We start from the raw sequence: 24,707 nt of genomic DNA, 5'->3' as shown, positions 1-24,707 counted from the left end.
GGCGGGCCCGCCGATGAGACTGCGGCTGAAGGACACCGCGCCCGGCGTGGCGGTAACGCTGCGCCCCGACCTGCCGGCGGCCGTCACCGCGGCCCGGCGCGTCGAGTTCACCGCCCGCCGGCAGCTGCCCGCGGCCCGGCCCGGCGCCCGCGCCGACGGCCGCGAACCGCCGCACCGGCTGCGGCTGTGCTACCTCGCCCCGCGCACCGACGTCGGCGGCGGGGCGCGGGTGCTGTTCGAGCACGCGAACCGGCTCACCGCGCGCGGCCACGAGGTCACGGTGCTCAGCCACTTCCCGCGCCCCGACTGGTTCGACCTGCGGGCCGCCTTCCGGACGGTGCCGTTCGGCATCGAGCTGAGCGCCCTCGTCCCGGACTGCGACGTGATCGTCTGCGGGTACTGGGACCAGGTCCTGGCCGCCCGCGGCCTGGGCGTCGCGCCGGTCGTGCACTTCGAGCAGGGCGACTTCCACCTGTTCGAGGACATCGACCGGTCCGTCTTCGACGTGGCCGCGCGGAACCTGGCCGCCGCCGACGCCACGATCACCGTCAGCGGGACGGTCGCCGAGGTGCTGCTGGAGCGCTACGGCGTGCCGGCGACGGTGGTGCACAACGCCGTCGACCGGAGCGTCTTCACGCCCGCCGGTTCCGCGGTGCCGCCGGTCGGCCGGCCGTACGTGCTGTTCGTGGGCTGGGACGGCAACGCGTTCAAGGGCATGGACGAGATGCGGCGGGTCTGGTCCTCGCTGGCCGGCGAGGGGCGCGCCCTGGACCTGGTGTGGGTGACGCCACGGCCGCCGCTGCAGTCGCTGGGCCGCGTGGTGGTCTCGCCGGACCAGGCGACGCTCGGCGCCCTGTTCCGCGGCGCCTCGGCCTACGTGTGCTGCTCCCGGTACGAGTCGTTCTCCCTGCCCTGCCTGGAGGCGATGGCGTCCGGCACGCCGGTGGTGGCGACGCGCAACACGGGCGTGCTGGAGTACGCCCGCGACGGCGTCAACGCGCTGCTGGCCGACGTCGGCGACGTGAACACCCTGGCGGCGCAGCTGCGCCGGGTCCTTGACGACCCGCGGCTGGCCGCACACCTGCGCGAGGCGGGCCTGAACACGGCGGCCGGCTACTCGTGGGACGTCATCATGGGGCGCCTGGAGGACGCGTACCGCACGGCCGCCGCGTCCTGGACCCCTCCGGAGCCCGGCGGCTGGACCTTCGACCTCACCGGCGTCGAGTCTTTCGCCGATTTTGCGGACCGCCTGCGCCGGCACGCGGCCGCGGCGACGCTCATGGGCGCGGACGCGGTCGCGGTGCCGGTCTCGTTCCCGGCGTTCGAGGGCCATCGCGCCGTGCGCTGGCAGGTCGTCGCCCGCCGGACCGGCGGGCGGGACGACGGCGTCGTGATGCGGGCCTACCAGCCGGCGCGGGCCGATGCGCCGCCCGCCGGCCTGCCGTACGCGGGCGCGCTGCGCGCCTTCGCCGAGGGCCGGATCGAGGCGGCGCTGGCCGGGTTCGAGGAGGCGTCCGGCCGCGGCGGGGGAGCGCGGGCGGCGGCGGGGCGGTGGATCGTGCTGTCGCTGCTGGAGCTCGGGCGCGACGTCGAGGCGGCCGAGACGGTCGCGGCGATGGTGCGCGAGTTCCCGGACCACAGCGACTACCAGTACCTGCAGGCGATGGTCGGGCTGCTGACGGGCCGGCGGGTGGACGCGGACGCGTACGTCGCCGCGATCGAGCTGCTCGGGCCGGCCACGCACTACGACGAGTGGTTCGACGACCCGGCCGGTCTCCTACGCCGGCGGCTCCTCGCGCCCGCCCGCTGAACGCGTACTGAAGCCGGCCCGGACCTCCGCGACACGATCCCGGCGGAGGTCCGGGTCCCGCCGCTGCCTTACGCGTCCGCCAGTTCGATGCTGGCCGACACCCTCGGCGCCAGGATCCGGATCTCTTCCAGGACGCCGGCGCCCTGGTCGTCCGGTACGTCCGTCAGGGCCTCGTTCAGCAGCGGCAGCGCCGCCTCGTCGTGGAACATCTCCAGGGCGATGGCCGCGGCCAGGGTTCGTTCCCGGGGGGTGCGGCGCTGGTCGCCCGACAGGGCCAGCAGGGTGCACTGCTCCGGGAAGCCGTGCTGGCGCAGGCGGGCCGACCATTCCATCGCGCGGATCAGCGGCACGCGGCGGCCCACCCGCGCGGCCAGGGTCAGGACCGTGGCCTCGCCCGGGTAGCGGCGCCACAGCGCCTCCAGCAGCTCGTCGGCCGCCTCCGGCGGGGCCTCGGCGACGCTGAAGAGCAGGCCGCGCACGGCCGTGCTCGGCAGCAGCTCCGCGACCTCGGCCAGGCTGCCGTCGGCGGCGCCCAGGACCTGCGCCATGCGGGCCACCGGGATCGGGACCTGGCCGTCCTTGAGGGCCTCGCGCAGGTGGTACGCGGCCTCCTGGTGGCGGTCCAGCCGGCTCAGCGAGTTCACGTGCAGGCCGGCGAAGCGGCTCTTGCCCACGCCGTAGAGCAGGTCGTTGGCGCCCGAGTCCGGCAACCCCTCGATGATCTCCAGCGTGCGCTGGTAGTCGCCCTCGGCGAAGCGGAGCTTGACCTCGTGCTCGTCGACCGTGAAGGACGTGTTGGCGATCTTGCGGAGCTCGTCGATCGCGTGGTTGGCGTCGGCCAGGCGCCCCACCGTGATGTACGCGTCGGCCAGGATCTTCAGGAACAGCACGCGGTGGGTGTGCTCCTCGGCCTCGTTCAGGCCGCGCTGGGCGGTCTCGATGGCCTCGCCGTGGTGGCCCGAGCCCAGCTGCGAGCGGGCGAGGTTGCCGATCGCGGTCAGGCCGCTGATGTCCTCGGCGGCCAGGCGGGCCAGGTGCAGGTTGCGGGCCGCCTTGTTCTTCACGGTGCCGCGCAGCCGCGTGTAGCCGACGTGGTCCAGGACCAGGTCGCTCAGCAGGGAGCCGGTGAGGGAGCGGCCGGTGATGCGGTCGACCACCTGCTCGTGGAGGCGGCCGTAGACGCGGCCCCGGCAGCGGCGGAACATGCGAGGGAAGTAGATGGTGCTCGAGCCGGCGCCGCCCTCGTGGCCCTCGTGGTTCTCGATGGTGGCGAAGAAGGCGCCGTTGTCGCTGTACCGCAGCGCGTCCCGCACCATTCGCGCGTCGCCGGTGAAGGTCTCGTCGGCGTCCACCCACAGCACCCAGCGGCCCTCGCAGTGCGACAGGCTGCGGCTGCGGGCGTCGCCGAAGTGGTCGCTCCAGTACCCCTCGATCACCCGGGCGCCGTGCTCGCGGGCGATCTGCACGCTGCGGTCGGTGGAGCCGGTGTCGTAGACGACGATCTCGTCGGCGAGCTCGCGCAGGGCGCCGAGGCAACGGGGGAGTACGTCCTCCTCGTCCTTGACGATCAGGCTCGCCGAGAGCAGCGGGGTGTCCTGCGGCGGGTCGGGCTGGCGCAGGCCGCAGGCGGCCGAGGCGACGTGGGCGACGAGGGCGGCGTGCGCGACGACGATGCGGCCCTGGGCGGCGAGCTCGTCGTAGGGCAGGTCGAGGCTCGGACCCCCGGCGATCATGAGCGCGTCGCGGCGGATGGCCACGCAGACCGGGCCGAGCCGGTCGACGTCGGTGAACTCGTCGCGGTGCTGGGTGCGCCATTCGCGGGCGTACGCCTTGAAGGCCGCGGCGCTGGCCATCGCGGCCTCGGGCGGGTCGGCCTGCTGCGGGCCGTAGCTGTGCTGCACGCGGGGGCCGGCCGCGACCACCGACGGGTCGCCGAACGCCTCCAGCACCGGGTCCAGCCAGTGGGCGGACAGGACGACGTCGCCGTCGAGGAGGACGACGACGGGGTGCCGGGTCGCCGCCAGGCCGTCGGACCAGGGCAGCGTGCCGGTGCCGTCCACGACCCGCAGCCAGGACTGCCCGCGCAGCTCGGCGCGCAGCTGCGGGCGGTCGGCGGGCATGACGCAGACCACCTCGTCGCGCATGCCCAGGGTGGGCCGCAGGGACTCGAGGCAGGCGTGGAAGTCGTCGGGGCTGCCCCCGGCGGCGATGATCACGGAGACCGGGATGTGGGTCATGCTGCCCGAATCGGCACGTTCGAGTGCTTTTCAAGGACTTTTTGGGTGCTTTTCAAGAACTTTTCGGGTGCAAGACTCAGGTGCGGTTGTCCAGGTACACCGGCGGCGCCTGCCCCGTGCCGCTCTCCCGCTGGACGCGGTTGACGAGGCGCAACTGCTGACGGTTGCCGGCGATGGCGGCGGAGAGTTCCCGGGACAGGTCGAGCTGCCGCTGTACCAGCAAACGGGCTCTTTCGGTCAGTTCCATCGGCAGCGGGCCGATCCCCACCGGCGGCGTGAAGACGGCCCGCTCCGGCTCGGTGCCGAGCAGGTCGCGGTGGCGCAGCATCCGCTCGACGGCGTCGGCCTCGAGCTCCATCGCGTCCAGGGCGGCGCTCCAGGCCGCCGTCCACGAGCCCGTCATTGCCCGGCGGCGGTCACCTGCGCGGCCGCCTCCCGCCACGCGTCGCGCAGCTGCTCGGCGAAGCCCTGGACGGTCTCGACGCGCGCCCGGTCGCCGTTCACGTTCGCCTGGACGAGTTCGTTGATCATGTAGCTGTACAGCGCCGCGAGCCCGGGCCCGCCGCTCCACACCGTGGTGTCGAGCGTCGCGCGCAGCTCCATGATGATCTCCTGGGCGTGGTACACCCGGCTCGAGCCCGTGGCGGAGTCGCCCGCCTCCATGGCCTGGCCGGCGATCATCAGGTCGAGCACGAGCCGGTCGTACAGCATCACCAGCAGCTGCGCCGGCGGAGCGGTGGAGACGCTGTCGGCGACGTACCGGTTGCGCAGTGCTTGTGTGGTCATTCATTCTCCAGGCCGGGTGTCGGATACGCCGGGTGTCAGGGGTCAGCCCAGCGAGGACAGCTGGCCGGCCAGCCAGCTCGACTGGTTCTTGAGCGAACCCAGCGCGGTCTCCATCGCGGTGAACTGCTTCTGCAGCGTCTCCTGCCGGGCCTTCAGCCGGACGTCCCAGTCGCTGATGCGGTCGTTGAGGTCGGTGATCGCGTTGTTGCCGCTGGTGATCAGCTGGGCCAGGGTGCCGGTGTTGAGCTGGGTGGCCTTGTCGGCCATCGCGACCATCTTGTCGACCAGGCCGTCCTTGACACCGTCGTTGTCGGTGTCGGTCGTGGCGCTGAAGTACGACTGCGTCTTGACCGGATCGGCGTTGAGCGCCGCGGTGAACCTGGTCTTGTCGAACGTCAGCTGCCCGTCGCGGGTCAGCTCGATGCCCACGTCCTTGAGCGAGCCCAGCGAGCCGGCGCCGCCCGAGACGGTCTGCAGGATCGAGCTCGCGAGCTGCTGCATCGAGGAGTTGCCGGCCAGCGCCCCGCCGGGCACGCTGCCGCTGGAGTTCTTGGTCTGGGTGCCGATCTCCGTCAGCGCCGCGTTGGCCGCGTCGATCATCGCCTGGACCTTGCTCGCGATGCCGTCGGTGTCGCTTGCGACGTTGACCGTGACCGGCGGGTCGTTGTCGCCCGTCCTGGCCTTGGCGGTGATCGTGAGGCCGTCCATGACGCCCTTGAAGGTGTTCGACGAGGAGGAGATGTCGAACGCGTTCGTGGTGCCGATGGTGAGGATCGCGTCGGAGCCCTCGGTCGCGGCCACGTCCGCGCCCAGGCCGTCGATGCCGCTGATGGTGAACGCGGACTCGGCGCCCGTCTGCGCCGAGGTGACCTGCAGGGTGTACTTCCCGGGGGCGGTCTGGATCGCGGAGGCCTTGACGCCGAGATCGCTGGAGCCGTTGATCGCGTCGACCACGCCCTTGAGCGACGTGTCGGTGATCGACAGGTTCCTGGTCTCGCCGGTGGCCGTGTTCGTGATGGAGATGCTCGACGAGCTGGTGATGCTGTCGCTGGTCGCGCCCACCGAGCCGGAGGAGAAGACCCTCGACTCCGCCGCGGCGAGTTGCTTGACCCGGAACGTCACCGAGCCGCTCTGGTTGTTGCCCGTCGGGCTCGTGGTGGCGAGCACCGAGTCCGAGCTCGAGGTCGCGCTCGCCGCCTTCCACGCGGTGGGGTCGGCCAGCGCCTTCGCCGCGCTCAGCAGCCCGCTCATCTTGGTGTTGATGGACTGGTAGGAGCTGACGACCTTCTGCTGCGTGCTGACCTTGGCCTTCAGCGCCGTCTGGGGCGCGGCCTCGACCTGCATCAGCTGGGCGATGACGGCCGAGGTCTGCAGGCCCGAGACCAGGCCGTCGACGCTTCCGCCGGTGACCATGCGGTACCTCCTGTGGGAAGGCGAGCGGGGAGGAGATCGTGCCCCCTCCCCGGACGGTTCGGTGGTTTACCGCAGCAGTGACAGCACGTTCTGTGGTGCCTGGTTGGCCTGGGCCAGCATGCTGGTGCCGGCCTGGGTCAGGATCTGCGAGCGGGTGAAGGACACCATCTCCTGGGCCATGTCGGTGTCCCTGATGCGGGATTCGGAGGCCGAGAGGTTCTCGACGGCGACGTTGAGGTTGTTGATGGTGTGCTCGAAGCGGTTCTGGTACGCACCGAGCGTGGCCCGGGCGGTCGAGACGCCCTTGATGGCGAGGTCGATCGCGTCGATGGCCGTCGTGCCGGCGGTGTTCAGGTCCAGCGAGCCGACGCCGAGGCCGGCCGAGTCGAACCCGGTCACCGAGGTGAGGCTGCCGAACACGGCGGTGCCCAGGCTGACCGTGATCTGGTCCGCGTTCGAGCCGTTCGCGCCGACCTGGAAGGTGCCCTCGTAGGCGGTGTTGGACGTGTCGAGCAGCTTCTGCCCGCCGAACGCCGTGGTGTTGGCGATGCGGTCGAGCTCGGCGTTGAGCTGCTGGAACTCGGTCTGTGCCGCGTAGCGGGCGTCGGAGTCCTGCGATCCCGTGGACGCCGCCTGCACCGACAGGTCGCGCATGCGCTGCAGGATCGAGTGCGTCTCGGTGAGTGCACCTTCAGCGGTCTGGACGACGGAGATGCCGTCCTGGGCGTTGCGCACGGCGACCTTGAGGCCGCCGATCTGTGAGCGCAGGCCCTCGGAGATGGACAGGCCGGCCGCGTCGTCGGCGGCGCGGTTGATCCGGTAACCCGACGACAGCTTCTCCAGCGACTTGCTCATCTGGCTGTCCGTGATCGACAGGTTGCGGTAGGCGTTCTGCGCGGCGATGTTGTTGTTGATCCGTAGACCCATGGCGCTCCTCCCTGAGTCCGGGGGCCGGTTGTACGCGGCCGAGATCGCGTCTTCTTCCGGTCCCATCGGACCGCGCGGTCAGCGCTTGAGGTTTTCAGGGGGGTATGTGGCAGGGCACGGCGCCCTGGCTGGATGCCGTGCCCTGTCGTGTCCTCGGTTGAGGTCGAGCCCGTCAGTCCTAGCGCAGCAGCGAGAGGACGTTCTGCGGCGCCTGGTTGGCCTGGGCCAGCATGCTGGTGCCGGCCTGGGTCAGGATCTGCGAGCGGGTGAACGACACCATCTCCTGTGCCATGTCGGTGTCACGGATCCGCGACTCCGACGACGAGAGGTTCTCGACGGCGACGTTGAGGTTGTTGATGGTGTGCTCGAACCGGTTCTGGTAAGCACCCAGGGTGGCCCGAGCCGTCGAAACACCCTTGATGGCGATGTCGATCGAGTCGATGGCCGCGGTGCCGGCGCTGTTCAGGTCCAGCGAACCGACGCCGAGACCGGCCGAGTCGAACCCGGTCAACGTGGAACCGCTACCGAAGGCGGTGGTGCTCAGGTCAACCGCGATCTGGTCCGAAGACGACCCGTTCGCGCCGACCTGGAACGTGCCCACATAGGCAGTGGTGTTGACGTCAAGCAGCTTCTGGCCGCCGAACGCCGTGGTGTTGGCGATGCGGTCGAGCTCCTGACCGAGCTGCACGAACTCGGTCTGCGCGGCCGCACGCGCATCGGAGTCCTGGGAGCCAGTGGACGAGGCCTGAACGGACAGGTCACGCATGCGCTGCAGGATCGAGTGCGTCTCGGTGAGAGCACCTTCAGCGGTCTGCACGACCGAGATGCCGTCCTGAGCGTTGCGCACCGCGACCTTCAGACCACCGATCTGGGACCGAAGACCCTCGCTGATGGAGAGGCCCGCGGCGTCGTCGGCCGCGCGGTTGATCCGGTAACCCGACGACAGCTTCTCCAGCGACTTGCTCATCTGGCCGTCCGTGACCGACAGGTTGCGGTAGGCGTTCTGAGCAGCGATGTTGTTGTTGATACGAAGACCCACGATCTTCCTCCTTGAGCCGGGTCCAGCCGGTCCATCCGTGGTCCGGTCGTTCTTCCCATCGGCACGAACCCGTGCCGCTTAAGGGATTCCGAGTATTTTCCTGTTCTCGCGACTGAGGCCGGCCCCGGAGCGTGGAGCCGACCTCAGCCGGTCAGTGATCAGCGCAGCAGGGACAGCACGTTCTGCGGCGCCTGGTTGGCCTGGGCCAGCATGCTGGTGCCGGCCTGGGTCAGGATCTGCGAGCGGGTGAAGGACACCATCTCCTGGGCCATGTCGGTGTCCCTGATGCGGGATTCGGAGGCCGAGAGGTTCTCGACGGCGACGTTGAGGTTGTTGATGGTGTGCTCGAAGCGGTTCTGGTACGCACCCAGGGTGGCCCGGGCGGTGGAGACGCCCTTGATGGCGGTGTCGATCGCGGCGATCGCGGCGGTACCCGACGTGGTCAGGTCCAGCGAGGCGACGCCGAGGCCGGTGGAGTCGAACCCGGACAGCGTCGAGCCGCTGCCGAACGCGGACGTGCCGAGGTCGACGGCGATCTGGTCCGACGAGGAACCGTTGGCGCCGACCTGGAACGTGCCGGTGTAGGCCGCGGCGCTGGACAGCAGCTGCTGGCCGCCGAAGCTGGTGGTCGAGGCGATCCGGTCGAGCTCCTGGTTGAGCTGCGCGAACTCGGTCTGGGCGGCGGCGCGGGCGTCGGAGTCCTGGGAACCGGTCGAGGAGGCCTGCACCGACAGGTCGCGCATGCGCTGCAGGATCGAGTGCGTCTCGGTGAGCGCACCTTCAGCGGTCTGGACGACCGAGATGCCGTCCTGGGCGTTGCGCACGGCGACCTTGAGGCCGCCGATCTGTGAGCGCAGGCCCTCGGAGATGGACAGGCCGGCCGCGTCGTCGGCCGCGCGGTTGATCCGGTAACCCGACGACAGCTTCTCCAGCGACTTGCTCATCTGGGTGTCGGTGATGGACAGGTTCCGGTAGGCGTTCTGCGCGGCGATGTTGTTGTTGATGCGTAGACCCATGCTGACTCCTCCGTGAATGCGGGTCGTGCTGCGCGGGACCGTCCCTGGTCCGCTCGCTTGTCACATCGGCTCGGAAGCGTGCCGCTGAAGGCTTTCTTCAGAAAGTTCGGGGCACGCCGAGCGGATTGGTGATAGACAGGCGCACGCTGAGGTCGCCCTGGGCGGCGATGCCGGCGTAGTACGCCTCGCGCCGGCGGGCCACGCAGCCGTTGCCGCTGCGGGCCGCCGCCACCAGGTGCGGGTCGAGGTGGTTGTTGAGCCCGTCGCGCAGCAGCACGAGCGCCTCGGTGCGCAGCTGGCTGATCCGCGACTCGGTCACGCCGAGCTCGGCGGCGATGTCGCTCATGGGGCGCTCTTGGAAGAAGTACGCGGTCACCACCTTGCGCAGCCGCTCGGGCAGGGCGTTGACGGCGTGGTGGAGGTATCCGATGCGCTCCCGGTGCAGGATCAGCTCCTCGGGGCCGGCGGCGCGCTCGGGGACGAGATCCTCGGCGGTGCCGGCGGTGAAGCCCTGCAGCGACAGTACGACGGCGCGCTGGACGTCCTCGTCGATCGACTCGAGCTCGGCGACGGCCACGCCGAGCGCCTCGGCCAGCTCCTGCTGGGTGGGGGTGCGCCCGAGCCGGGCGGTGAGCTCCTGCCGGGTGGTCTCGGCCCGGCGGGCCCGGGTCCGCACCGAGCGGCTCGCCCAGTCCAGGCCGCGCAGATCGTCCAGCAGCGCCCCGCGGATCCGGGTGGTCGCGAAGCTGCCGAACGGGATGCCCCGCGCCGGGTCGAACGAGCGCGCGGCCGCGGCGAGGGCGGCCATGCCCGCCGACACGAGGTCCTCGCGCGAGACGTGCGCGGGCAGGCGCCCGAGCATCTCGCGCACGAGGTGCCCGACGAGGGGGAGATGGGCGCGTACGAGCTCCTCGCGCTCGGCGCCGGCGGTGCTGATCGCAGGAGTGGCAGTGCTGGTCACGGCGACCTCTTCGTGGCAGGAGGGGTTCTTCGTGGCCGGCGACGGTTCCGGCCGGCAAGATCCAGCCTCGGTCACTTCGGGTACACAATCGGTCTCGTTCGGTTGCGAACAGGTTGTTCTCGGCCGGCGGCGCGGCCTCCGTGCCGCGCCGCTGCCGACGTGCTCCCAGTTCTTCGCCGAGCGCCGCATCCGTGCGTCGCCGCTGTTGCGGACCTCCGTGTCCCGCGTCGTTCCGGCGTCCGTGCCACGCGTTCCCCGGGGGGGCTTCCGTGCCCGGTCTGCTCGCCTCCGTGCCTCGTGCCGACGTCCGCGTCCGTGCCTCGGGCTTCCGTGCCCTTCGTCCTGGCTCCTGCCGCCCCCGACTCCGTTCGGGGTCGCGGCTTTGCAGCGAGTTCGTCCGTCGCCTCCGGAGCTTCCGGGGCGACTCGCTGCGGGTCTTGGGCGATAAGTCGGGCGCTCCGCGCCGCGACTTATCGGATTTTTCGCCTGCCGGGGTATAAGTCCGAAATGTCGGGGCACGGAGTGCCCGACATTTCGTTTTCGGGGTGCGCAGCGCCCGGAATCTCGTTCGTCACGCCGCCTTCGGCATGCCCAGGGGCGTGGTGACGGCCAGGCGGGCGTTGAGGTCGCCCTGGGCGGCGATGCTCGCGTAGTACGCCTCGCGGCGACGGGCCACGCAGCCGCTGCCGATCGGGCCGGCCAGCATCTGCGGGTCCAGGTGATTGTTGAGGCCGTCGCGCAGCAGGACCAGCGCCTCGGCGCGCAGCTGGCTGATGCGGGACTCGGTCACGCCCAGCTCCTCGGCGATGTCGTTCATCGGGCGCTCCTGGAAGAAGTACGCCGTGACGACCCGGCGCAGCCGCTCCGGGAGGGCGTTGATCGCCTGGTGCAGGTAGCCGATCCGCTCGCGGTGCAGGATCAGGTCCTCCGGGCCGGCCGTGCGCTCGGGGACCAGCTCCTCGGCCGAGCCCGCGGTGAAGCCCTGCAGGGACAGCACGACGGCCCGCTGCACGTCCTCGTCGATGGTCTTGAGCTCCTCGACCGCCACGCCCATGGCCTCGGCGAGCTCCTGCTGGGTCGGCGTGCGGCCCAGGCGGCCGGTCAGCTCCTGCTGCACCGTCTCGACCCGGCGGGCCCGGGCGCGGACCGAGCGGCTGGCCCAGTCCAGGCCGCGCAGCTCGTCCAGCAGGGCGCCGCGGATACGGTTGGTGGCGAAGCTGCCGAAGGGGATGCCGCGGCTCGGGTCGAACGAGCGCCCGGCGCCGGCCAGTGCGGCCATGCCCGCGGAGATCAGGTCCTCGCGGGAGACGTGGGCCGGGAGGCGGCCGAGCATCTCGCGGACCAGGTGACCGACGAGGGGCAGGTGCGAGCGCACCATCGAGTCCAGTTCCGCGGCGGTCAGGGTGGTGGAGGCCTCAGCGGCGGTGGTGGTCACGGCAACCTCTTCGTGGCAGGAGTTGGTCGAGAACCAGGCTCGGCAGCCACGGGTGCGGGCCCGGGTGAGGAAAAGTTGCGGACCGGTTGTGCTCAAGCCGGGCATCGAAGTGCCGAACTATCGGGCGATCACGTCGCGATGAGGAGAGGCGGTACCGGATGGGGCTGGCGGATCTCGCGAGCATCCTCTGGCGGGAACGCGAGATGCTGGAGCTGCTGCTGTTCAAGCTCGAGGAGGAGCAGCTCGTGCTCGCCTCGGGCCGGACGCGCTGGCTCGCGCACGCCACCCGGGAGGTCGAGGTGGTGCTGGAGGAGATCCGGCGCACCGAGGTCGTGCGGGCCGCCGAGGTCGAGGCGATCGGCCAGGAGCTCGGGCTCGGGCCGAATCCCAGCCTGAGCCGGCTCGCGGAGGCGGCCCCGGCGCCCTGGACCGACCTGCTCAACCAGCACCGCAAGGCGTTCCTGACGATCACCGCCGAGGTGAGCGCGATCGCCGAGGCGAACCGCGACCTGCTCACCACCGGGGCGCGCGCGGCGCGGGAGACCATGCTCGCCGTCGTCGGCTCCGTCGAGACGTACGGGCGTAAGGGCGAGACCGTCGCGGCCGCCCCCCGTACCCGGCTGATTGACGAGGCGATGTAGATGAGCACCTTCTCGGGCCTGAACACGGCGCTGTCCGCCCTCTACGCCCAGCGCCGCGCCCTGGACCTGACCGGGCAGAACATCGCCAACGCCAACACCGAGGGGTACTCCCGCCAGCGCCTGGAGCTCTCGCCCGTCGAGGCGCTCAGCACCCCGGCCCGCTGGTCGACCGCGCGCGGGGCCGGCGACGGCGTGCGGATCACCGACGTCACCCGGCTGCACAACGAGTTCATGACCAACCGGACCCGGGCCGAGCGCGGGCTGAACGAGTACCTGCAGGCGCAGAGCGCCGCGTACGCCAACGTCGAGCAGACCCTCGGCGAGCCCAGCGACACCGGGCTGCAGTCGCAGCTGTCGAACTACTGGTCGGCGTGGTCGGACGTGGCCAACCGCCCCGGCGACACCTCGGCCCGCACGCAGCTGCTCGCGCGGGCCGGCACCATCACCGACACCATGCACGCGACCCGGCAGAATCTCGACAACCTCTTCGGCGCCACGCGCGAGCAGCTCGCCGCGGACATCGCCGTGGTCAACCAGACCTCGGCCGGCATCGCCGAGCTCAACCAGCGCATCGTGCTGGCCCGCAACGGGAACCTGCCGACCAACGAGCTGTCCGACCAGCGCGACACGCTGGTGCTGCGGATCTCCGCGCTCACCGGCGCGTCCGGGCAGCTCAACGAGGACGGCTCGGTCAACGTCGCGCTGGGCGGCAACCTGCTGGTGCAGGGGGACATCGTGCGCGACCTGCAGGCGGTCGGCTCGACGACCGTCGACGGGATCGGGATCAACCCGGTGCGGGTGCAGTACGCCGACAACGCCAGCCCGGCCGGGATCACCACCGGCAAGCTCGCCGCGCACCTGCAGGTGCTGACCCGGACGATCCCGGACGCGGTGGCCGGCCTGGACAGCATCGCCAACACGCTGATCACCACGGTGAACGCGCAGCATCAGCTGGGGTACGACATCTCGGTCACGCCGCCGTCGAGCACCCCGACGCCGCAGCCGGGCGGGCCGTTCTTCTCCGGCGCGAGCGCCAAGGACATCGCGGTGGCGATCACCGACCCGGCGAAGATCGCGGCGTCGAGCACGCCCGCCACGCCGTACCAGGGCGACAACGCCAACGCGATGGCCGCCGTCGCGCAGGACCCGCAGGGCGCCGACACGCAGTACCGCGACTTCGTGGTCGGCATCGGCATCCAAGCGCAGACGGTCAACCGGCGCGCCACCGCGCAGCAGGTCATCTCCGACGACGCCACCGCCGCCGAGCAGGCGGAGTCGGGCGTCAGCCTCGACGAGGAGATGACCAACATGATCTTGTACCAGCGGGCGTACGAGGCGGCCGCGAAGGTCGTCAGCACGATCGACACCACGCTCGACTCGCTGATCAACATGAAGCGATAGTTCGGGAAGGGGAACGGATGCCCGGCTTCCGCGTCACCGAGCGGTCGGTGGCCACGACCACCCTGGCCAACCTGCAGGTCAACCTGCAGCGCAACCAGGACCTGCAGAACCAGCTGTCCAGCGGCAAGCTCATCACCAAGGCCTCCGACGAGCCCGGCGGGGCGGTCGTGGCCATGCAGACCCGCAGCGACATGGCGACGCTCAACCAGTACTCACGCAACGCCGACGACGGGATGGGCTGGTTGAACCAGGCCGACACCGCGCTCACCAGCGCCTCGACGCAGCTCAACCGGGCCCGCGAGCTCGTGCTCACCGGCATGTCCAGCGGCACCGCGGGCAGCGCCCAGGCCCGCGAGGCGATCGCGCTGGAGGTCGAGAACATCCGCGGCTCGATGATCGACCTGTCCAACACCGCCTACCTCAACCGCCCGATCTTCGGCGGCACCGCCCCGGGCTCGCTCGCCTATGACCACAACGGCAACTACCTGGGCGACAGCGGTGCCGTGAACCGCACCATCGGGGCCAACGCGACGGTCCGCGTCGACACCGACGCGAACTCGGTGTTCGGCGCGGGCTCGAGCAACGTGTTCAACCTGCTGCAGCGCATCGCCGACAACATGCGCAACAACCCTGGCGCCCTGCAGGCCGACCTCGCCGATGTCGACACGGCGCAGCAACAGGTGCAGACGGGACTTTCGGGCGTTGGATCCCGATATAATCAGGTTTCGCAGATGCAGCAGGCCGCGGACAACCGGGTGCTCGACCTGAGATCCCAGCTGTCCGACGTCGAGGACATCGACCTGCCGAAGACCATCACCGAGCTGTCCCTGCAGCAGACCGCGTACCAGGCGGCCCTGGCCGCGACCGCGAGGGTCATCCAGCCGTCACTGGTGGACTTCCTGCGGTAACAGCTCCAGTCATCGTGAGGAATCTATGAGCGTCGCGACCGTTGAAGGCCCGGAGACCACAACGCTGCCGGTGATCGATTTCGTGGCACCGATCCCGGGTTTCCCCGACGATCGGCGCTTCGTGCTCGTCCGGCTCGACGACGCCGGCGTGCTCTACTCGCTGACCTCCGTGGACACCGCGGGTCTGCGCTTCCTCGTGGTGCCGCCGACCCAGTTCTTCCCCGATTACGAGGCCGACATCGACGACGAGACGCTCGCCGCGCTCGGTGTCACCGATGCGTCCGATCTGCTCGTGCTGCTCGTCGTCACCGCCGGTGAGTCGGGCGCCGGGGACGCCACGGCGAACCTGATGGCCCCGATCGTGCTCGACCAGAGCAGCCGCCGCGCGGTGCAGCTGGTGCTGAGCCACAGTGGCCTGCCGGTCCGCCAGAAGCTGATGGTCGCCTGAACGGGGTGGCGCCGGGCTTTCCCGTCCGGCCGAGCCGACAAATCGGGTACTGTTCGCGTATCGCCCAGCGAAGGAGCGGCTCGTGCTCGTCCTGACCCGACGTCCCGGTGAAAGCGTGATGGTCGGTGACGACGTCGTCGTCACCGTGCTCGACGTGCGCGGTGACGTGGTGCGGCTGGGCATCAAGGCGCCCCGCAGCATCCAGGTCCACCGCGAAGAGGTGTACCGGGAGCTGCAGAAGGCCAACCGCGAGGCCGCGTCGCCCAGCGACGTCGCCGTGCGCGCCCTCAGCCGCATGCTGCGCACCGAAACCAAGTAGCCACCGCGCGAAACCCGACTCCTCAGGACGTCCGGGCCGTCGCGGATAGGCCGGGCGGGACGCCTCGAGAAGGGCACGTCAATGGCCGCTCCGCGCAGCTGGTCGCGCAACCGATCGATCGCCGCGAGGCTCGGCGCGGTCATCGTGATCGCCGTCGTCACCGTGGCGGCGCTGCCGGCGGTCGGGGTCCGGGCCCTCGACGCCGACCGGGCTCACCAGCCGCCGGGCCTCGGTGTCCTGACCCGCGGCACGCTCGAGGCCGGCATGGCCCACGACACGCTCCGCGGTGACGTCCCGCGGATCCTGCCGGCCGCCACCGGCGACTCGGCCGCGTCCGGCGGGCCGAGCACGCGAAGATCCTCACGGACGCGATGACGCTGTTCACCGGGCCGGCCATGGACGCGCCGTACGTCGGCCTCGTCACCCAGATCGGGAACGCCGCGATCGCCGGGCCGCCCATCGCGACCGCCTTCGGCAGCTTCCAGACCGCCGATGAACGGCCTCGTCACACCTAGTTTCCTTCGGAGAAGCCCGGATGTTGTACGGCGACGCGGAGCTGTCCACGCTCAGCGGCCCCGACCGGTGGCGGCGGATCGTGCCGTTCCTGGCGGTGACCGTGCTCGCGTTCGCGATCGCCCTGGTGCCGCCGGGGGTCGATCCCGTCGCGCTCGCCGGGGCGGCCGGGCTGCTCGCGGTACTGCTGCTGATGGTCCTGCTGGTTCCCTGGCAACGCCTGCCGGTGCTGTTCGAGGCCGTGCCGCCGCTGGGGTACTTCGGGGTCGTCGTCCTGCTCAACGTCAGCGCCGGCGGCGGCCCGGCCGGCTACGGCCCGCTCGCGCTGCTGCCGGTGCTGTGGCTCGCGCTGTACCACGGCCGGGTCGCCACCGCGACCGGCGTGGCGGCGATGGCGGTGGTGCTGGTCCTGCCGTCCGCGCTGCGGGACGAGCGGATCCTGCACTCGGAGTGGCGCCGCGGCGTGCTCGTCATCGCCATCGGCATCATCGTCGCCACCGCCGCGCAGAGCTGGACGGGGCGCGCCCGCGCCGGCGGCCGCCGGCTCGTCGAGGCCACCCGCGCCGCGCGCCGCGACCGCGACTTCAACCAGGCCATCCTCGACTCGACCGGCTTCCTGGTCCTCGTCGTGGACGCCACCGGCACCGTCACCGCCTTCAACCGCCGGTGCGAGGAGCTGACCGGACGCGCCGCCGCGGACGTGGTCGGGCGGCCGTACCGCAGCCTCGGCCTGTCCGCCCTCGACCGCGACCGGCTCGACGCCGAGCTCGCCGAGCGGGCCGCGGACGGCTTGCCGGACACCGCCGAGCGCGACTGGATCGTGCCCGGCGGCCGGCGCCGGATCGCCTGGAGCGCCGCCCGGCTCACCGACGACGACGGCCGGTTCACGCACCTGATCTGCACCGGCATCGACGTCACCGAGCACCGGCGCACGGAGCGGCTCTTCGCCGGCGTGCTCGCCGCCGCGACCGAGCAGGCCATCATCGGCGTGGACCGGGGCGGGACGGTGACCGTGTTCAACGCCGGGGCCGAGCGGCTGCTGGGGTACCGCGCGGCCGACGTCGTGGGCACCGCCGGCCTCGCGCACTTCCACGCCCCCGGCGAGGTCGAGGACCCCGAGCGCGTCTTCGCGCCCGCCCGGGCCGGCGACACCGAGGCCCGCGACTGCCTCTACCGGCGCGCGGACGGCTCGCTGGTGCCGGTGGCGCGCACCGTGAGCGTCATCCGCGACGGGTCGGGGGAGGTGGGCGGGTATCTCAGCGTCGCCCGCGACGTCACCCGCGAGCGGCGCACGGTCGAGGCGATGCGGCACGCCCTGGACCGCGAGCGCGACGCCACCGCCCGCCTGCGCGAGGTGGACAAGGTGCGCGCCGACCTCGTGGCGACCGTCTCGCACGAGCTGCGGACCCCGCTCACAAGCATCCTCGGCAACGTCGAGGTGCTCGTCGACGGCGACGCGGGCGAGGTCGCCCCGCCGCAGGGCCGGCTGCTGGCGGCCGTGGAGCGCAACGCCCGCCGGCTGCTCGCCCTGATCGAGGACCTCCTCATGCTCTCACGCATCGAGGCCGGCGCCGTGAAGATCAACGCCGGTCCGGTGCCGATCGCCGCCGTGGTCAGCGGGGCGCTGGAGGCGCTGCAGGCGGTGCGGGGGCAGCGGGACGTACACCTGCAGATCGACCTGCCCGAGCGCCCCCTCGTGGTCGAGGGCGACCGCGACCAGCTCGAACGCGTGGTCATCAACCTGCTCGACAACGCGCTGAAGTTCACCCCGGCCGGCGGCAGCGCGCGGCTGGCCGCCGACCTGGAGGGGGAGCAGGTCCGCCTGACCGTCTCGGACACCGGGATGGGCATTCCGGAAGACGAGATCGACCAGATCTTCGAGCAGTTCTTCCGCTCCAGCCGCTCCCGCGAGCGGCAGAGCCAGGGCACCGGGCTGGGCCTGGCCATCACCAAGACGATCGTGGAGCGCCACGGCGGCCGGATCTGGGCCACGCCCGCGGCCGGGCAGGGCACCGTGGTCACCTGCCTGCTGCCGCACCACCCCTGAAGCTCACGGGCGCGCGCTCCCCGCGGCCTCTTCGAGCCACTGTTTCAGCCGGCCGTCGACCTGCTCCGCGGCGGTGATCCGCACGATGTTGACGACCCGCCCGCCGCCGATCGGCAGATGCCTGGCGATGCGCGGATCGTCGATGCGCCGCGGCAGGTAGAGCTCCACCGAGAGGCCGCGTGCCATGGGCCGGATCTCGGCGAACTTCCGCTCGTGCTTGAGGAACACGCCGACCTTGACGGCGTCCTCGTGCACGGGCCCGAGCCGGCGCAGGAACGCGACGATGGTGTCGTAGGCCTCGCGCTGATACCCGGGCCGCCCGGCGAAGGTCTCCTCGACGGTGCACCCCGGCACGCAGACGTGCGACTGCCGCGGCTTGTCGAACTCCCGCTCACACTCCGGACAGACCCACCGCGCCACGCCGACTCCTATCCCCGGGCTCTCCCGCGTTGCGAACCACGTTCTGTACCAGTTGATTCAAAGGCTCTCTGGTCGCTGGAAGCGAGCCCCGGCCCCCTCGATCGGCCTCGGCATCAGCGGCCAACCGTGAAACAGCCCTGGACCCTTTGGATCACGAGATCGGCTAAGACCGGTAGGCGAAGCCCAGCTCTTGCCCGCGATGGCGACGATGAGCACGATCGTCGCGGTGGGCGTGGAGAACATCGCCGAATTGATCGACGATCCCTGCGTGACACGTTGCTCAGCCCGGTAGGCGTGAGCGCTTATCGACGAAGCGCCATTCGCACGAGAAGCGCCGCGATCACGATTATGGCTGGACAAGTCAGCCAGACCCAATGACCACCAAGCAGGTTGCCGGCCCCTAGTGCAGCGATCGCGAGACCCTCCCACAGCAACTCACGCGAGCTTAGAGGCCGCGCGAATAGGTCAAGATCATGGGCCGGGGCGCTTGTCCCACCGGTACAGGGTCCACGCCTGTCGACGCACGCGCTCGTGCGTCGTCGTCGTTCTTGAGGCGCTGGGAAATGCTGGTCGGTGGTCCGTTGGGATAGGGCTGGACGGATTTCGTGCGTGAGATTTCCCCGGGAACAGTTCTCATGTGCTGGCAGGCGCTGATGCTCGCCGGTATTGCTTCGCGGTGTCGTGTCGGCGGGCCGGCGCGGATTCTCGCGGGCGTGCCCGCGCCGCGCCGACGGGCCGGCGGGATGGCGCTGATGCGGTGGGTGCGGCCCGGCGCTGCGAGGCGGGGCCGGGTTGATCGGCGCCATGCGTCGGGTGCGGCACTGCGGTGTGGTCGTCCGAGCCGGCATCGATCGCGGGGTGGTCCGGGCTGCGCGGGCGCTTCGGCCGGTGGCGGTGTTTCGGCCGGTGGCGGTGCTTGGGCCGGTGGCGGTGTTTCCGCCGGTGGCGTGCCGAGGCCCTGTCCTTGGCCGGCGGTGCCGAGGTCCTGGCTGGGGCCTTGGTCGGCGGCCGCGCCGTGGCCGTGGCCATGGCCACGGCGCGGTGCCGGGGTTGTGGCTGGGCCATGCCGGGGTCGTGCGCGGCGCCGAGGCCGGGGCGAGGGTCGTGGCCGTGCGTGGCGCCGAGGTCGGGGCCGTGGCGGGGGCCGGGGCCGGGGCTGTGGCGGGAGCCGGGGTGGCTGGTTCGTTCACTGCGTCTTCCCGGCCGTCGGCAGCCACGCTTGCCGGCGGGGTGCTCGCGCGTATTCGGCGGAGTTTCTCGGCATGTCGTTGAGCGAGACCCCACGCGCGATGCCGAGCATGTTCCCGACGGAACTCCTCATTCGCCGCAGAATAACGACGCGACCTGGTCCGGTCACGCATGGCAGCCAATTCAGACTTGCAAAACAATTGCAACTGCCCCATGCATTCATTCTCCCAGAATCCAGCCCGACCCGCCGCCCCGCACAGCCGGCGAAATGTCAAATGGTGCACGCACACACCGCGTCGAGGCTTGCCACCCCGACGCGACGGAAGCTGGGTCATCGGCCACGAACATGCCGAATACAGGGGCACCCGATCACCGCGCCGGGTCACTGCAATACCCCGCCCCGGCGTCGTGGTGCTTGACGCAGGAAACCTGGACCAAAGGCAGACGACAAAACGGCTCGACAACGCCGATGCCCCCGCCGTGGCAGGCCTCATCGAACGCTGCCCATGTGAGGTCAACAGATTGTCAGTCCGGCCCGGGAGGACATCGCCGTGGACGGATGCATCACCAAAGCTCCCGGCGGCGGTGAGGTCCCCGGCCGCCCCCCGGCCAACCGGGGCAAACATGGGATAAAACGCCCCAACACGGTCGAGGGTACAGGAATCCCCCAGGACCGGGTCCCAGCCAGCGCGAACCGACACGAACCACCACTGCCGCTGGGACCAACCCCCGACACACCAGACGCGTCCGATCCGCTGCCCCAGCAGGTGACGGCGCATCTAGGACACCGGCGACGACTCGGCGGTCACCCGCCGCCGTCGGGCATCAGGTGGCGCGGAGCCTTGTCCCGGCGTCTCGCAAGGCCATGATCTCGTTGTCCACGAAGATCAGTGCGCCGAATGGCGTCTTTCCTTCGTCTTCCAGCGCGTGGCGGGAGAACTCGATCGCGCGGCGCAGGAAGTTGCGGTCTGGGTTGCTGAGAGGGTCAGCCATCTTGCGATTCCCCCGCTCGCTGGTCGACGCTCGGACAACGCGCGACGGCGGCCACGCCCGGAGCGAACCGAGCATGACCGCCGTTGCTGAGGTTGTTCCCAATCCGTACCGGTGGAGAGGCGGGCCTAGCCGGCCACGTCGTACTGGTAGAGGTTGTACTTGGTCATCAGGGCGATGACCTTCGTCGTGTACTGCGGGTCCGTGGCGTAGCCGCCCTTGTGGACCTCGGCGATGAACTGGTTCGGGTTGTTCGTGTAGTTGAACGCGGCCGCGTATCGGGCCAGCGACTTCAGGTTCGAACCGTGGTCGCGGAACGAGTCCACCGATGCGCGATACGTGCGGAACGTCGCCACCGTCGTCGTGCACGTGCCCTGGGCGTCGCACTCCTGCGTGCTGTACGCCTTGCAGCCCGCCGCGTAGGACCCCGGCACGTTGTTGAAGCATTTCATGCCGAAGAAGTTGTTGTCGTTGGCCGACAGCGAACTGCGGCCCCAGCCCGACTCCAGGATCGCCTGGGCCAGGGTGACGGAGGTGGGGACCTTGGTGTCGCGCTGGCTCTGCTGGGCGGCCGGGATGGAGGCGGCGAGGAACTGCTCGTTGGTCATGGTGCCGGTCGGGCCGGCGGGGACCGCGGCGGGCGGTGCGGGCGGGGCCGGCGGGGCGCAGATCGGCAGCTTCGGATTGCCCGAGACGTAGGCGTGCGAGATGAAGTCGCCGAGGGCGGTGCGGTCCCACTGGGCGGTCCGGCGGACGTTGCCGCGCAGGTACTGGCCGCTCACCTTGCAGGTGACGGTCACCTTCTGCTTGTTCCTGACGATCCGGGTCTGGCCGAACCAGTTGGCGGCGCCGGTACGAGCGGCGAGCTGGCCCTTGACGCGAACGCTGACAACGGCGGCGTCGGCCGGTGCAGCGGCCACGACGAGGGTCGTGGCGGTCGCGGCAAGGGCCAGCGCCGGAGCGAAGACGTACTGCTTGAGGTTGCGCAACATCAACTGATCTCCCATGAGGGGTGGGCAGGTCCCCTCAAAGGTCGTCAGCCGGGGTTGCGCGCCTCGTTCCCCGCCAGGTGCCAGGCCGTTGCCGCCCCCACCCGGACGCCGGCGGCGCGCGGGCGCTCGAGCGCGGCGGTGCCCTGCGGCAGGCCGTGCCGGCGCAGGGTCTCCAGGCCGTTGCGGGGTGGGTGCGGGTCTCTGAGCCGGCGTAGCGACACGGGCACGCGCTCGGCGAGCAGCGCGCGGTCGCCGAGGCCGGTGAGCGGGTCGTGGGTGGCGCGACGGGCGAGATCGTCGGCGCGGCGGGTCGGCGGGCGGTTGCGCCGGATGCCGGCGCCGGTGGCCGCGACCGCGCTCGCCTGCAGGGCGGGCCAGGCGAAGCGGCACGGCGTCGAGCCGTCCACCGGCGCGGTCGGCGCCACCAGGGCGAACAGCACCAGGTACGCGTGCCCCGCAAGCGGGGGTCATTTGGTCCCGTACTGCCGTCACCTGGGCCTCCACCAGACGATCGGCCGACCATGATTCGCGCCAGGTCGTCATCAGGCCGTCTCAGACACGCGCCGCAACATGTGGTTGATCGCTCGCCGCGCGGTGATTAACACTTGAAATGTCGGAGTAGCCGCCGTCTGGGAGTTGCGAGCCGCACCACCCAGACGACCGTAAGCACCATTAGGCGCCATCCGTCACCCTGACGAGTGGCCTCAGCGGGCCACGCGAGCGGCAGCGATGAGGTGCCGGGGTCCGCTGAGGAGACGTAGACGACGTGTTAGGCGTGATCATCGTCAGGTTCCACACCGGCGGATGCTATCGCCAATCCCCTTAGCTTAGTGGTCCTTGCAGCCTCATCCGCCAGGCATGGACCCTCTACCGCTGGGACAGCGTCCCACCCGCCGACCATGAACGTCCACCCATTTGCGCGGCCTCTTATTCGGGCTTATCTGTCGGCCCGTTCTCGATCGAATCCCCAGCTTCAATAGCCCCAGTACGAACAAACAGCGGTAGATAGAAGGTCTCGATTCCGAGCCGGTTCGTCATGTTGGCGAGGAATTCGCGCACAAACGGTATAACCTGGCGCATAAGGCTGTTGTTGACGTAGCCCTGCAGGAAGCTCTCCGACAGGTCAGCTTGCCCACGTACGCGGTACCACGCCGAAAACGACACATCGATCGTAACGATCAACTCGCCATCGGCGTTATGGAAGTCATGACTACTCTGCACCAAAAAGCGCAAATCCCCTTCGCTATACGAAGGGTGAATATTGAAGTCTGAATCCACATTACCCGCATCGGCATTGGTGGCATCGCCGCGCTTAACGGCGCACTCTTCAAGCACAAGTGCCTGAAGCTCGATCATTTCCGATGTTTGCAATGATTGGGTAGTCGTCGTCACCGATTGCACCCTTACGCGGCCGTTGTAACGGGACCGGGTTCAGGCTCTTTCGCCTTCCACCCTGTCTTGCCAACGCGGACCGACCCAGTGTGGCCCGTTGAGAGGGATGAAATTCGCACCTTCCCTTTTGCGACAGGTCCGCCGGTCGGCGCACATCCAAGGGCACTGTCAGAAGGTACGTACATCGAATAGTCGACTACACCATGCGGCGTCAGGAATCGCTGCTCAAACAGTTCCACATGCTCGGAGCGTGCAGTCTCGGACAAGCCCGAGGACGCCGCCCCGCCGTCCCGCCGCCTACGCAACCGCTTTGCCGCGCCGTAAATCGGCTCGCGATCAGACCGAAGCGGCATCGCAACAATCTCCAAAGCATACCCCATGGCATGCATAAAACGCGCGAGAGTGCCGATGTGGATATTGCCATCGCCGTTAAGGACCTGAGAAACTCGACCCTCGGTCACATCCAGCTCATCTGCCAGATCTCGGTTAGTCAGCCGAGATTGACTCTTCGCCGTAACCAAAAGACGAACGATCTGAATGGCAAGTCTTGCGGCAGCCATTCCCTGTGCACCCTTACGCGTCGAGTCGACCTCATCGACCAACGATCGGCGATCGTTTTCATCCCGCTTCTTTGTCATGCTGGATGTCCTCCTCTCGCACGGCAACGGCCTCATCGATATCTTCCGACTCCGCCCACTTACCCATCTTGGGCCAGAAGTGACCGAGTCGAATTACCGGATCAAACTCGGGAAACCACCAAAAGTCATCGTCGTTAACGGCCAAATCGCGATCAAGGATCTTAGGCTTCGGCGTGAAGGTGCCGTCCCCTGGCGTATCAAAGAACGTAAGCCGCTTAGCTCCCAACTTGAACTCCCAAATACCCTCTTCCAGGTAGTTGACAGCCCGTTGGTAGGCCGGAAGGCCATCGTTGGCCAACATCTCGAACCACGTCATTAACTTGTAATAGTCGCCAATCTGGGCGTCATCCGGCAACCCAGTTGTGTCAGGATCCTCCTCCCAGGAACCCTGCCTCAGCTGCTCAAGGAACCAGGCCGCTGGCGACGACCCATCCTCCCGCACAGCACATTCGATCATGCAGTAGTCGCCACTGGCGATCCTCTTGCGCCGCACTTTAGCCAACTGTAAACCCTTCCGGCATGGTAGCGCAGCCGACCGTGGTGCCGAGAGTCGCCAATAGCGAACGCTCCGTCAAGCGTGATGTCCAGTATGTCCCGCGTCGCGCCCGACTGAAAGTTCCGATCCACCCGAACGATGGACCACGGACCCACCGCGCAGCCGACGGGTTCCGGCCTGTGAGAACTTTCTGTACGTCTTCAAGGCGGCGCGAAAACGGGCCGCTCGCCCGCGCCGCAGCGGAACTGGCGCAAGCGCCGGGCCGCTCGCCCTTGGCCTTCGGCTCGGGCGGCGGCGTTCCAGTCCGTGGCACCAGCGAACAGCACGAAATAGCGGCGGGCCACCAAAGACGCAAGGCAACAGCCCGGGGCTTTACGAGTTCGCTCTTCAGGAAGCTGAAGCAGCGCGTGACGACGAGTACCAGGGCCCCGGGCTGCACTGACGGTGCTGGGCACGTACGGGTCTTTGATGCCTCCGGCGGGGATCTCGGACTCCAGGATGATTACCGTTCGCTTGTGGTAGTCGGTGGTGCCTGGTGTCATGCTGCCCGCCACCATTAACCCAGGCGCAGCCAAGCGCCCCGCCGCCCGGGGTGGCAGCGTCAACTGTCAACTGTCAACGGCGAGTTGACGGGGCGTCCCGGGCGGAGGGGCGCTTCCAAATGGTGGCGGGTCGACGGCGGACGGGATG

The 24,707-nt window shown here is 69.8% G+C and carries 26 protein-coding genes; 9 read left to right on the top strand and 17 right to left on the bottom strand.

The features are described 5' to 3' along the window. The first annotated feature begins 13 nt into the window (after nt 1-13). Entirely contained in the window at nt 14-1,810 is a 1,797-nt protein-coding gene (locus ACQPY0_RS51320; protein ID WP_432978687.1) for a glycosyltransferase family 4 protein, read from the top strand. A gap of 68 nt (nt 1,811-1,878) precedes the next feature. Here the strand turns inward: ACQPY0_RS51320 and ACQPY0_RS51315 are convergent, their stop codons facing one another. The 9 genes from ACQPY0_RS51315 to ACQPY0_RS51275 form a co-directional block, all read right to left on the bottom strand. Continuing rightward, the gene (locus ACQPY0_RS51315) at nt 1,879-4,047 is read right to left on the bottom strand and encodes a tetratricopeptide repeat-containing glycosyltransferase family 2 protein (RefSeq protein ID WP_432978684.1); all 2,169 of its coding nucleotides are present in this window, start codon (nt 4,045-4,047) and stop codon (nt 1,879-1,881) included. A gap of 76 nt (nt 4,048-4,123) precedes the next feature. Further along, the gene (locus ACQPY0_RS51310) at nt 4,124-4,450 is read right to left on the bottom strand and encodes a hypothetical protein (RefSeq protein ID WP_432978681.1); all 327 of its coding nucleotides are present in this window, start codon (nt 4,448-4,450) and stop codon (nt 4,124-4,126) included. Continuing rightward, nucleotides 4,447-4,833 carry a flagellar export chaperone FliS gene (gene fliS, locus ACQPY0_RS51305; protein WP_432978679.1) on the bottom strand — a complete coding sequence of 129 codons (387 nt, stop codon included), beginning with the start codon at nt 4,831-4,833 and terminating at the stop codon, nt 4,447-4,449. Before fliS ends, ACQPY0_RS51310 begins: the two co-directional genes overlap by 4 nt. A gap of 42 nt (nt 4,834-4,875) precedes the next feature. Continuing rightward, nucleotides 4,876-6,246: a flagellar filament capping protein FliD gene (fliD, locus tag ACQPY0_RS51300; protein ID WP_432978676.1), complete on the bottom strand. Its 1,371-nt coding sequence runs from the start codon at nt 6,244-6,246 to the stop codon at nt 4,876-4,878. A 66-nt stretch (nt 6,247-6,312) separates the two neighbouring features. After that, on the bottom strand, nt 6,313-7,173 hold the full coding sequence (locus ACQPY0_RS51295) for a flagellin (RefSeq protein WP_432978673.1): 861 nt from the start codon (nt 7,171-7,173) through the stop codon (nt 6,313-6,315). Between the two features lie 178 nt (nt 7,174-7,351). After that, the gene (locus ACQPY0_RS51290; protein WP_432978670.1) at nt 7,352-8,212 is read right to left on the bottom strand and encodes a flagellin; all 861 of its coding nucleotides are present in this window, start codon (nt 8,210-8,212) and stop codon (nt 7,352-7,354) included. Between the two features lie 158 nt (nt 8,213-8,370). Beyond that, the gene (locus tag ACQPY0_RS51285) at nt 8,371-9,228 is read right to left on the bottom strand and encodes a flagellin (protein ID WP_432978667.1); all 858 of its coding nucleotides are present in this window, start codon (nt 9,226-9,228) and stop codon (nt 8,371-8,373) included. A gap of 97 nt (nt 9,229-9,325) precedes the next feature. Next, nucleotides 9,326-10,189 (bottom strand): sigma-70 family RNA polymerase sigma factor, encoded by an 864-nt coding sequence (locus ACQPY0_RS51280; protein ID WP_432978664.1) that lies wholly within the window; start codon nt 10,187-10,189, stop codon nt 9,326-9,328. 571 nt (nt 10,190-10,760) lie between these two features. Further along, a complete protein-coding gene (locus tag ACQPY0_RS51275; protein ID WP_432995755.1) occupies nt 10,761-11,567 on the bottom strand; it encodes a sigma-70 family RNA polymerase sigma factor in 807 nt (268 codons plus the stop codon). Between the two features lie 215 nt (nt 11,568-11,782). Between ACQPY0_RS51275 and flgN the strand changes: the two genes are divergently transcribed. The 8 genes from flgN (at nt 11,783) to ACQPY0_RS51235 (ending at nt 17,901) form a co-directional block, all read left to right on the top strand. Then, nucleotides 11,783-12,265 carry a flagellar export chaperone FlgN gene (flgN, locus tag ACQPY0_RS51270; protein ID WP_432978661.1) on the top strand — a complete coding sequence of 161 codons (483 nt, stop codon included), beginning with the start codon at nt 11,783-11,785 and terminating at the stop codon, nt 12,263-12,265. Then, nucleotides 12,266-13,666, top strand: coding sequence for a flagellar hook-associated protein FlgK (flgK, locus tag ACQPY0_RS51265; RefSeq protein WP_432978658.1), 1,401 nt, complete (start codon nt 12,266-12,268; stop codon nt 13,664-13,666). A gap of 17 nt (nt 13,667-13,683) precedes the next feature. Beyond that, nucleotides 13,684-14,574 (top strand): flagellin, encoded by an 891-nt coding sequence (locus tag ACQPY0_RS51260; RefSeq protein WP_432978655.1) that lies wholly within the window; start codon nt 13,684-13,686, stop codon nt 14,572-14,574. A gap of 25 nt (nt 14,575-14,599) precedes the next feature. Further along, nucleotides 14,600-15,022: a flagellar assembly protein FliW gene (fliW, locus tag ACQPY0_RS51255; protein WP_432978652.1), complete on the top strand. Its 423-nt coding sequence runs from the start codon at nt 14,600-14,602 to the stop codon at nt 15,020-15,022. An 82-nt stretch (nt 15,023-15,104) separates the two neighbouring features. Beyond that, on the top strand, nt 15,105-15,341 hold the full coding sequence (csrA, locus tag ACQPY0_RS51250) for a carbon storage regulator CsrA (protein WP_432978649.1): 237 nt from the start codon (nt 15,105-15,107) through the stop codon (nt 15,339-15,341). Between the two features lie 81 nt (nt 15,342-15,422). Beyond that, complete coding sequence (locus ACQPY0_RS51245) at nt 15,423-15,716, top strand: hypothetical protein (RefSeq protein WP_432978646.1); 294 nt, start codon at nt 15,423-15,425, stop codon at nt 15,714-15,716. Continuing rightward, on the top strand, nt 15,713-15,856 hold the full coding sequence (locus ACQPY0_RS51240) for a hypothetical protein (RefSeq protein ID WP_432978643.1): 144 nt from the start codon (nt 15,713-15,715) through the stop codon (nt 15,854-15,856). The genes ACQPY0_RS51245 and ACQPY0_RS51240 overlap by 4 nt, the downstream gene beginning before the upstream one ends. A 20-nt stretch (nt 15,857-15,876) precedes the next feature. Continuing rightward, the gene (locus tag ACQPY0_RS51235) at nt 15,877-17,901 is read left to right on the top strand and encodes an ATP-binding protein (protein ID WP_432978640.1); all 2,025 of its coding nucleotides are present in this window, start codon (nt 15,877-15,879) and stop codon (nt 17,899-17,901) included. Between the two features lie 3 nt (nt 17,902-17,904). On the opposite strand, the gene ACQPY0_RS51230 is transcribed toward ACQPY0_RS51235, so the two are convergent. The 8 genes from ACQPY0_RS51230 to ACQPY0_RS51195 form a co-directional block, all read right to left on the bottom strand. Continuing rightward, nucleotides 17,905-18,321 carry a DUF5655 domain-containing protein gene (locus ACQPY0_RS51230; RefSeq protein ID WP_432978637.1) on the bottom strand — a complete coding sequence of 139 codons (417 nt, stop codon included), beginning with the start codon at nt 18,319-18,321 and terminating at the stop codon, nt 17,905-17,907. Nucleotides 18,322-20,334: 2,013 nt separating this feature from the next. Continuing rightward, nucleotides 20,335-20,502, bottom strand: a complete 168-nt coding sequence (locus ACQPY0_RS51225; protein ID WP_432978634.1) for a hypothetical protein — start codon at nt 20,500-20,502, stop codon at nt 20,335-20,337. A 125-nt stretch (nt 20,503-20,627) separates the two neighbouring features. Continuing rightward, nucleotides 20,628-21,491 carry a sporangiospore maturation cell wall hydrolase GsmA gene (gene gsmA / locus ACQPY0_RS51220; protein WP_432978631.1) on the bottom strand — a complete coding sequence of 288 codons (864 nt, stop codon included), beginning with the start codon at nt 21,489-21,491 and terminating at the stop codon, nt 20,628-20,630. Between the two features lie 44 nt (nt 21,492-21,535). After that, on the bottom strand, nt 21,536-21,931 hold the full coding sequence (locus tag ACQPY0_RS51215; RefSeq protein ID WP_432978628.1) for a hypothetical protein: 396 nt from the start codon (nt 21,929-21,931) through the stop codon (nt 21,536-21,538). A 487-nt stretch (nt 21,932-22,418) separates the two neighbouring features. Beyond that, entirely contained in the window at nt 22,419-22,883 is a 465-nt protein-coding gene (locus ACQPY0_RS51210) for a hypothetical protein (RefSeq protein ID WP_432978625.1), read from the bottom strand. An 11-nt stretch (nt 22,884-22,894) separates the two neighbouring features. Further along, on the bottom strand, nt 22,895-23,521 hold the full coding sequence (locus tag ACQPY0_RS51205; RefSeq protein WP_432978622.1) for a hypothetical protein: 627 nt from the start codon (nt 23,519-23,521) through the stop codon (nt 22,895-22,897). Beyond that, a complete protein-coding gene (locus ACQPY0_RS51200) occupies nt 23,502-24,014 on the bottom strand; it encodes a hypothetical protein (RefSeq protein WP_432978620.1) in 513 nt (170 codons plus the stop codon). Before ACQPY0_RS51200 ends, ACQPY0_RS51205 begins: the two co-directional genes overlap by 20 nt. Before the next feature lie 203 nt (nt 24,015-24,217). Further along, nucleotides 24,218-24,559, bottom strand: a complete 342-nt coding sequence (locus ACQPY0_RS51195) for a hypothetical protein (protein ID WP_432978617.1) — start codon at nt 24,557-24,559, stop codon at nt 24,218-24,220. Between the last annotated feature and the right edge of the window lie 148 nt (nt 24,560-24,707).

The organism is Dactylosporangium sp. CA-233914, from assembly GCF_050942935.1.
Lineage (GTDB): Bacteria > Actinomycetota > Actinomycetes > Mycobacteriales > Micromonosporaceae > Dactylosporangium.
The sequence above is the reverse complement of the archived record's forward strand: the minus strand, read 5'-3'. Positions and strand labels throughout refer to the sequence as shown.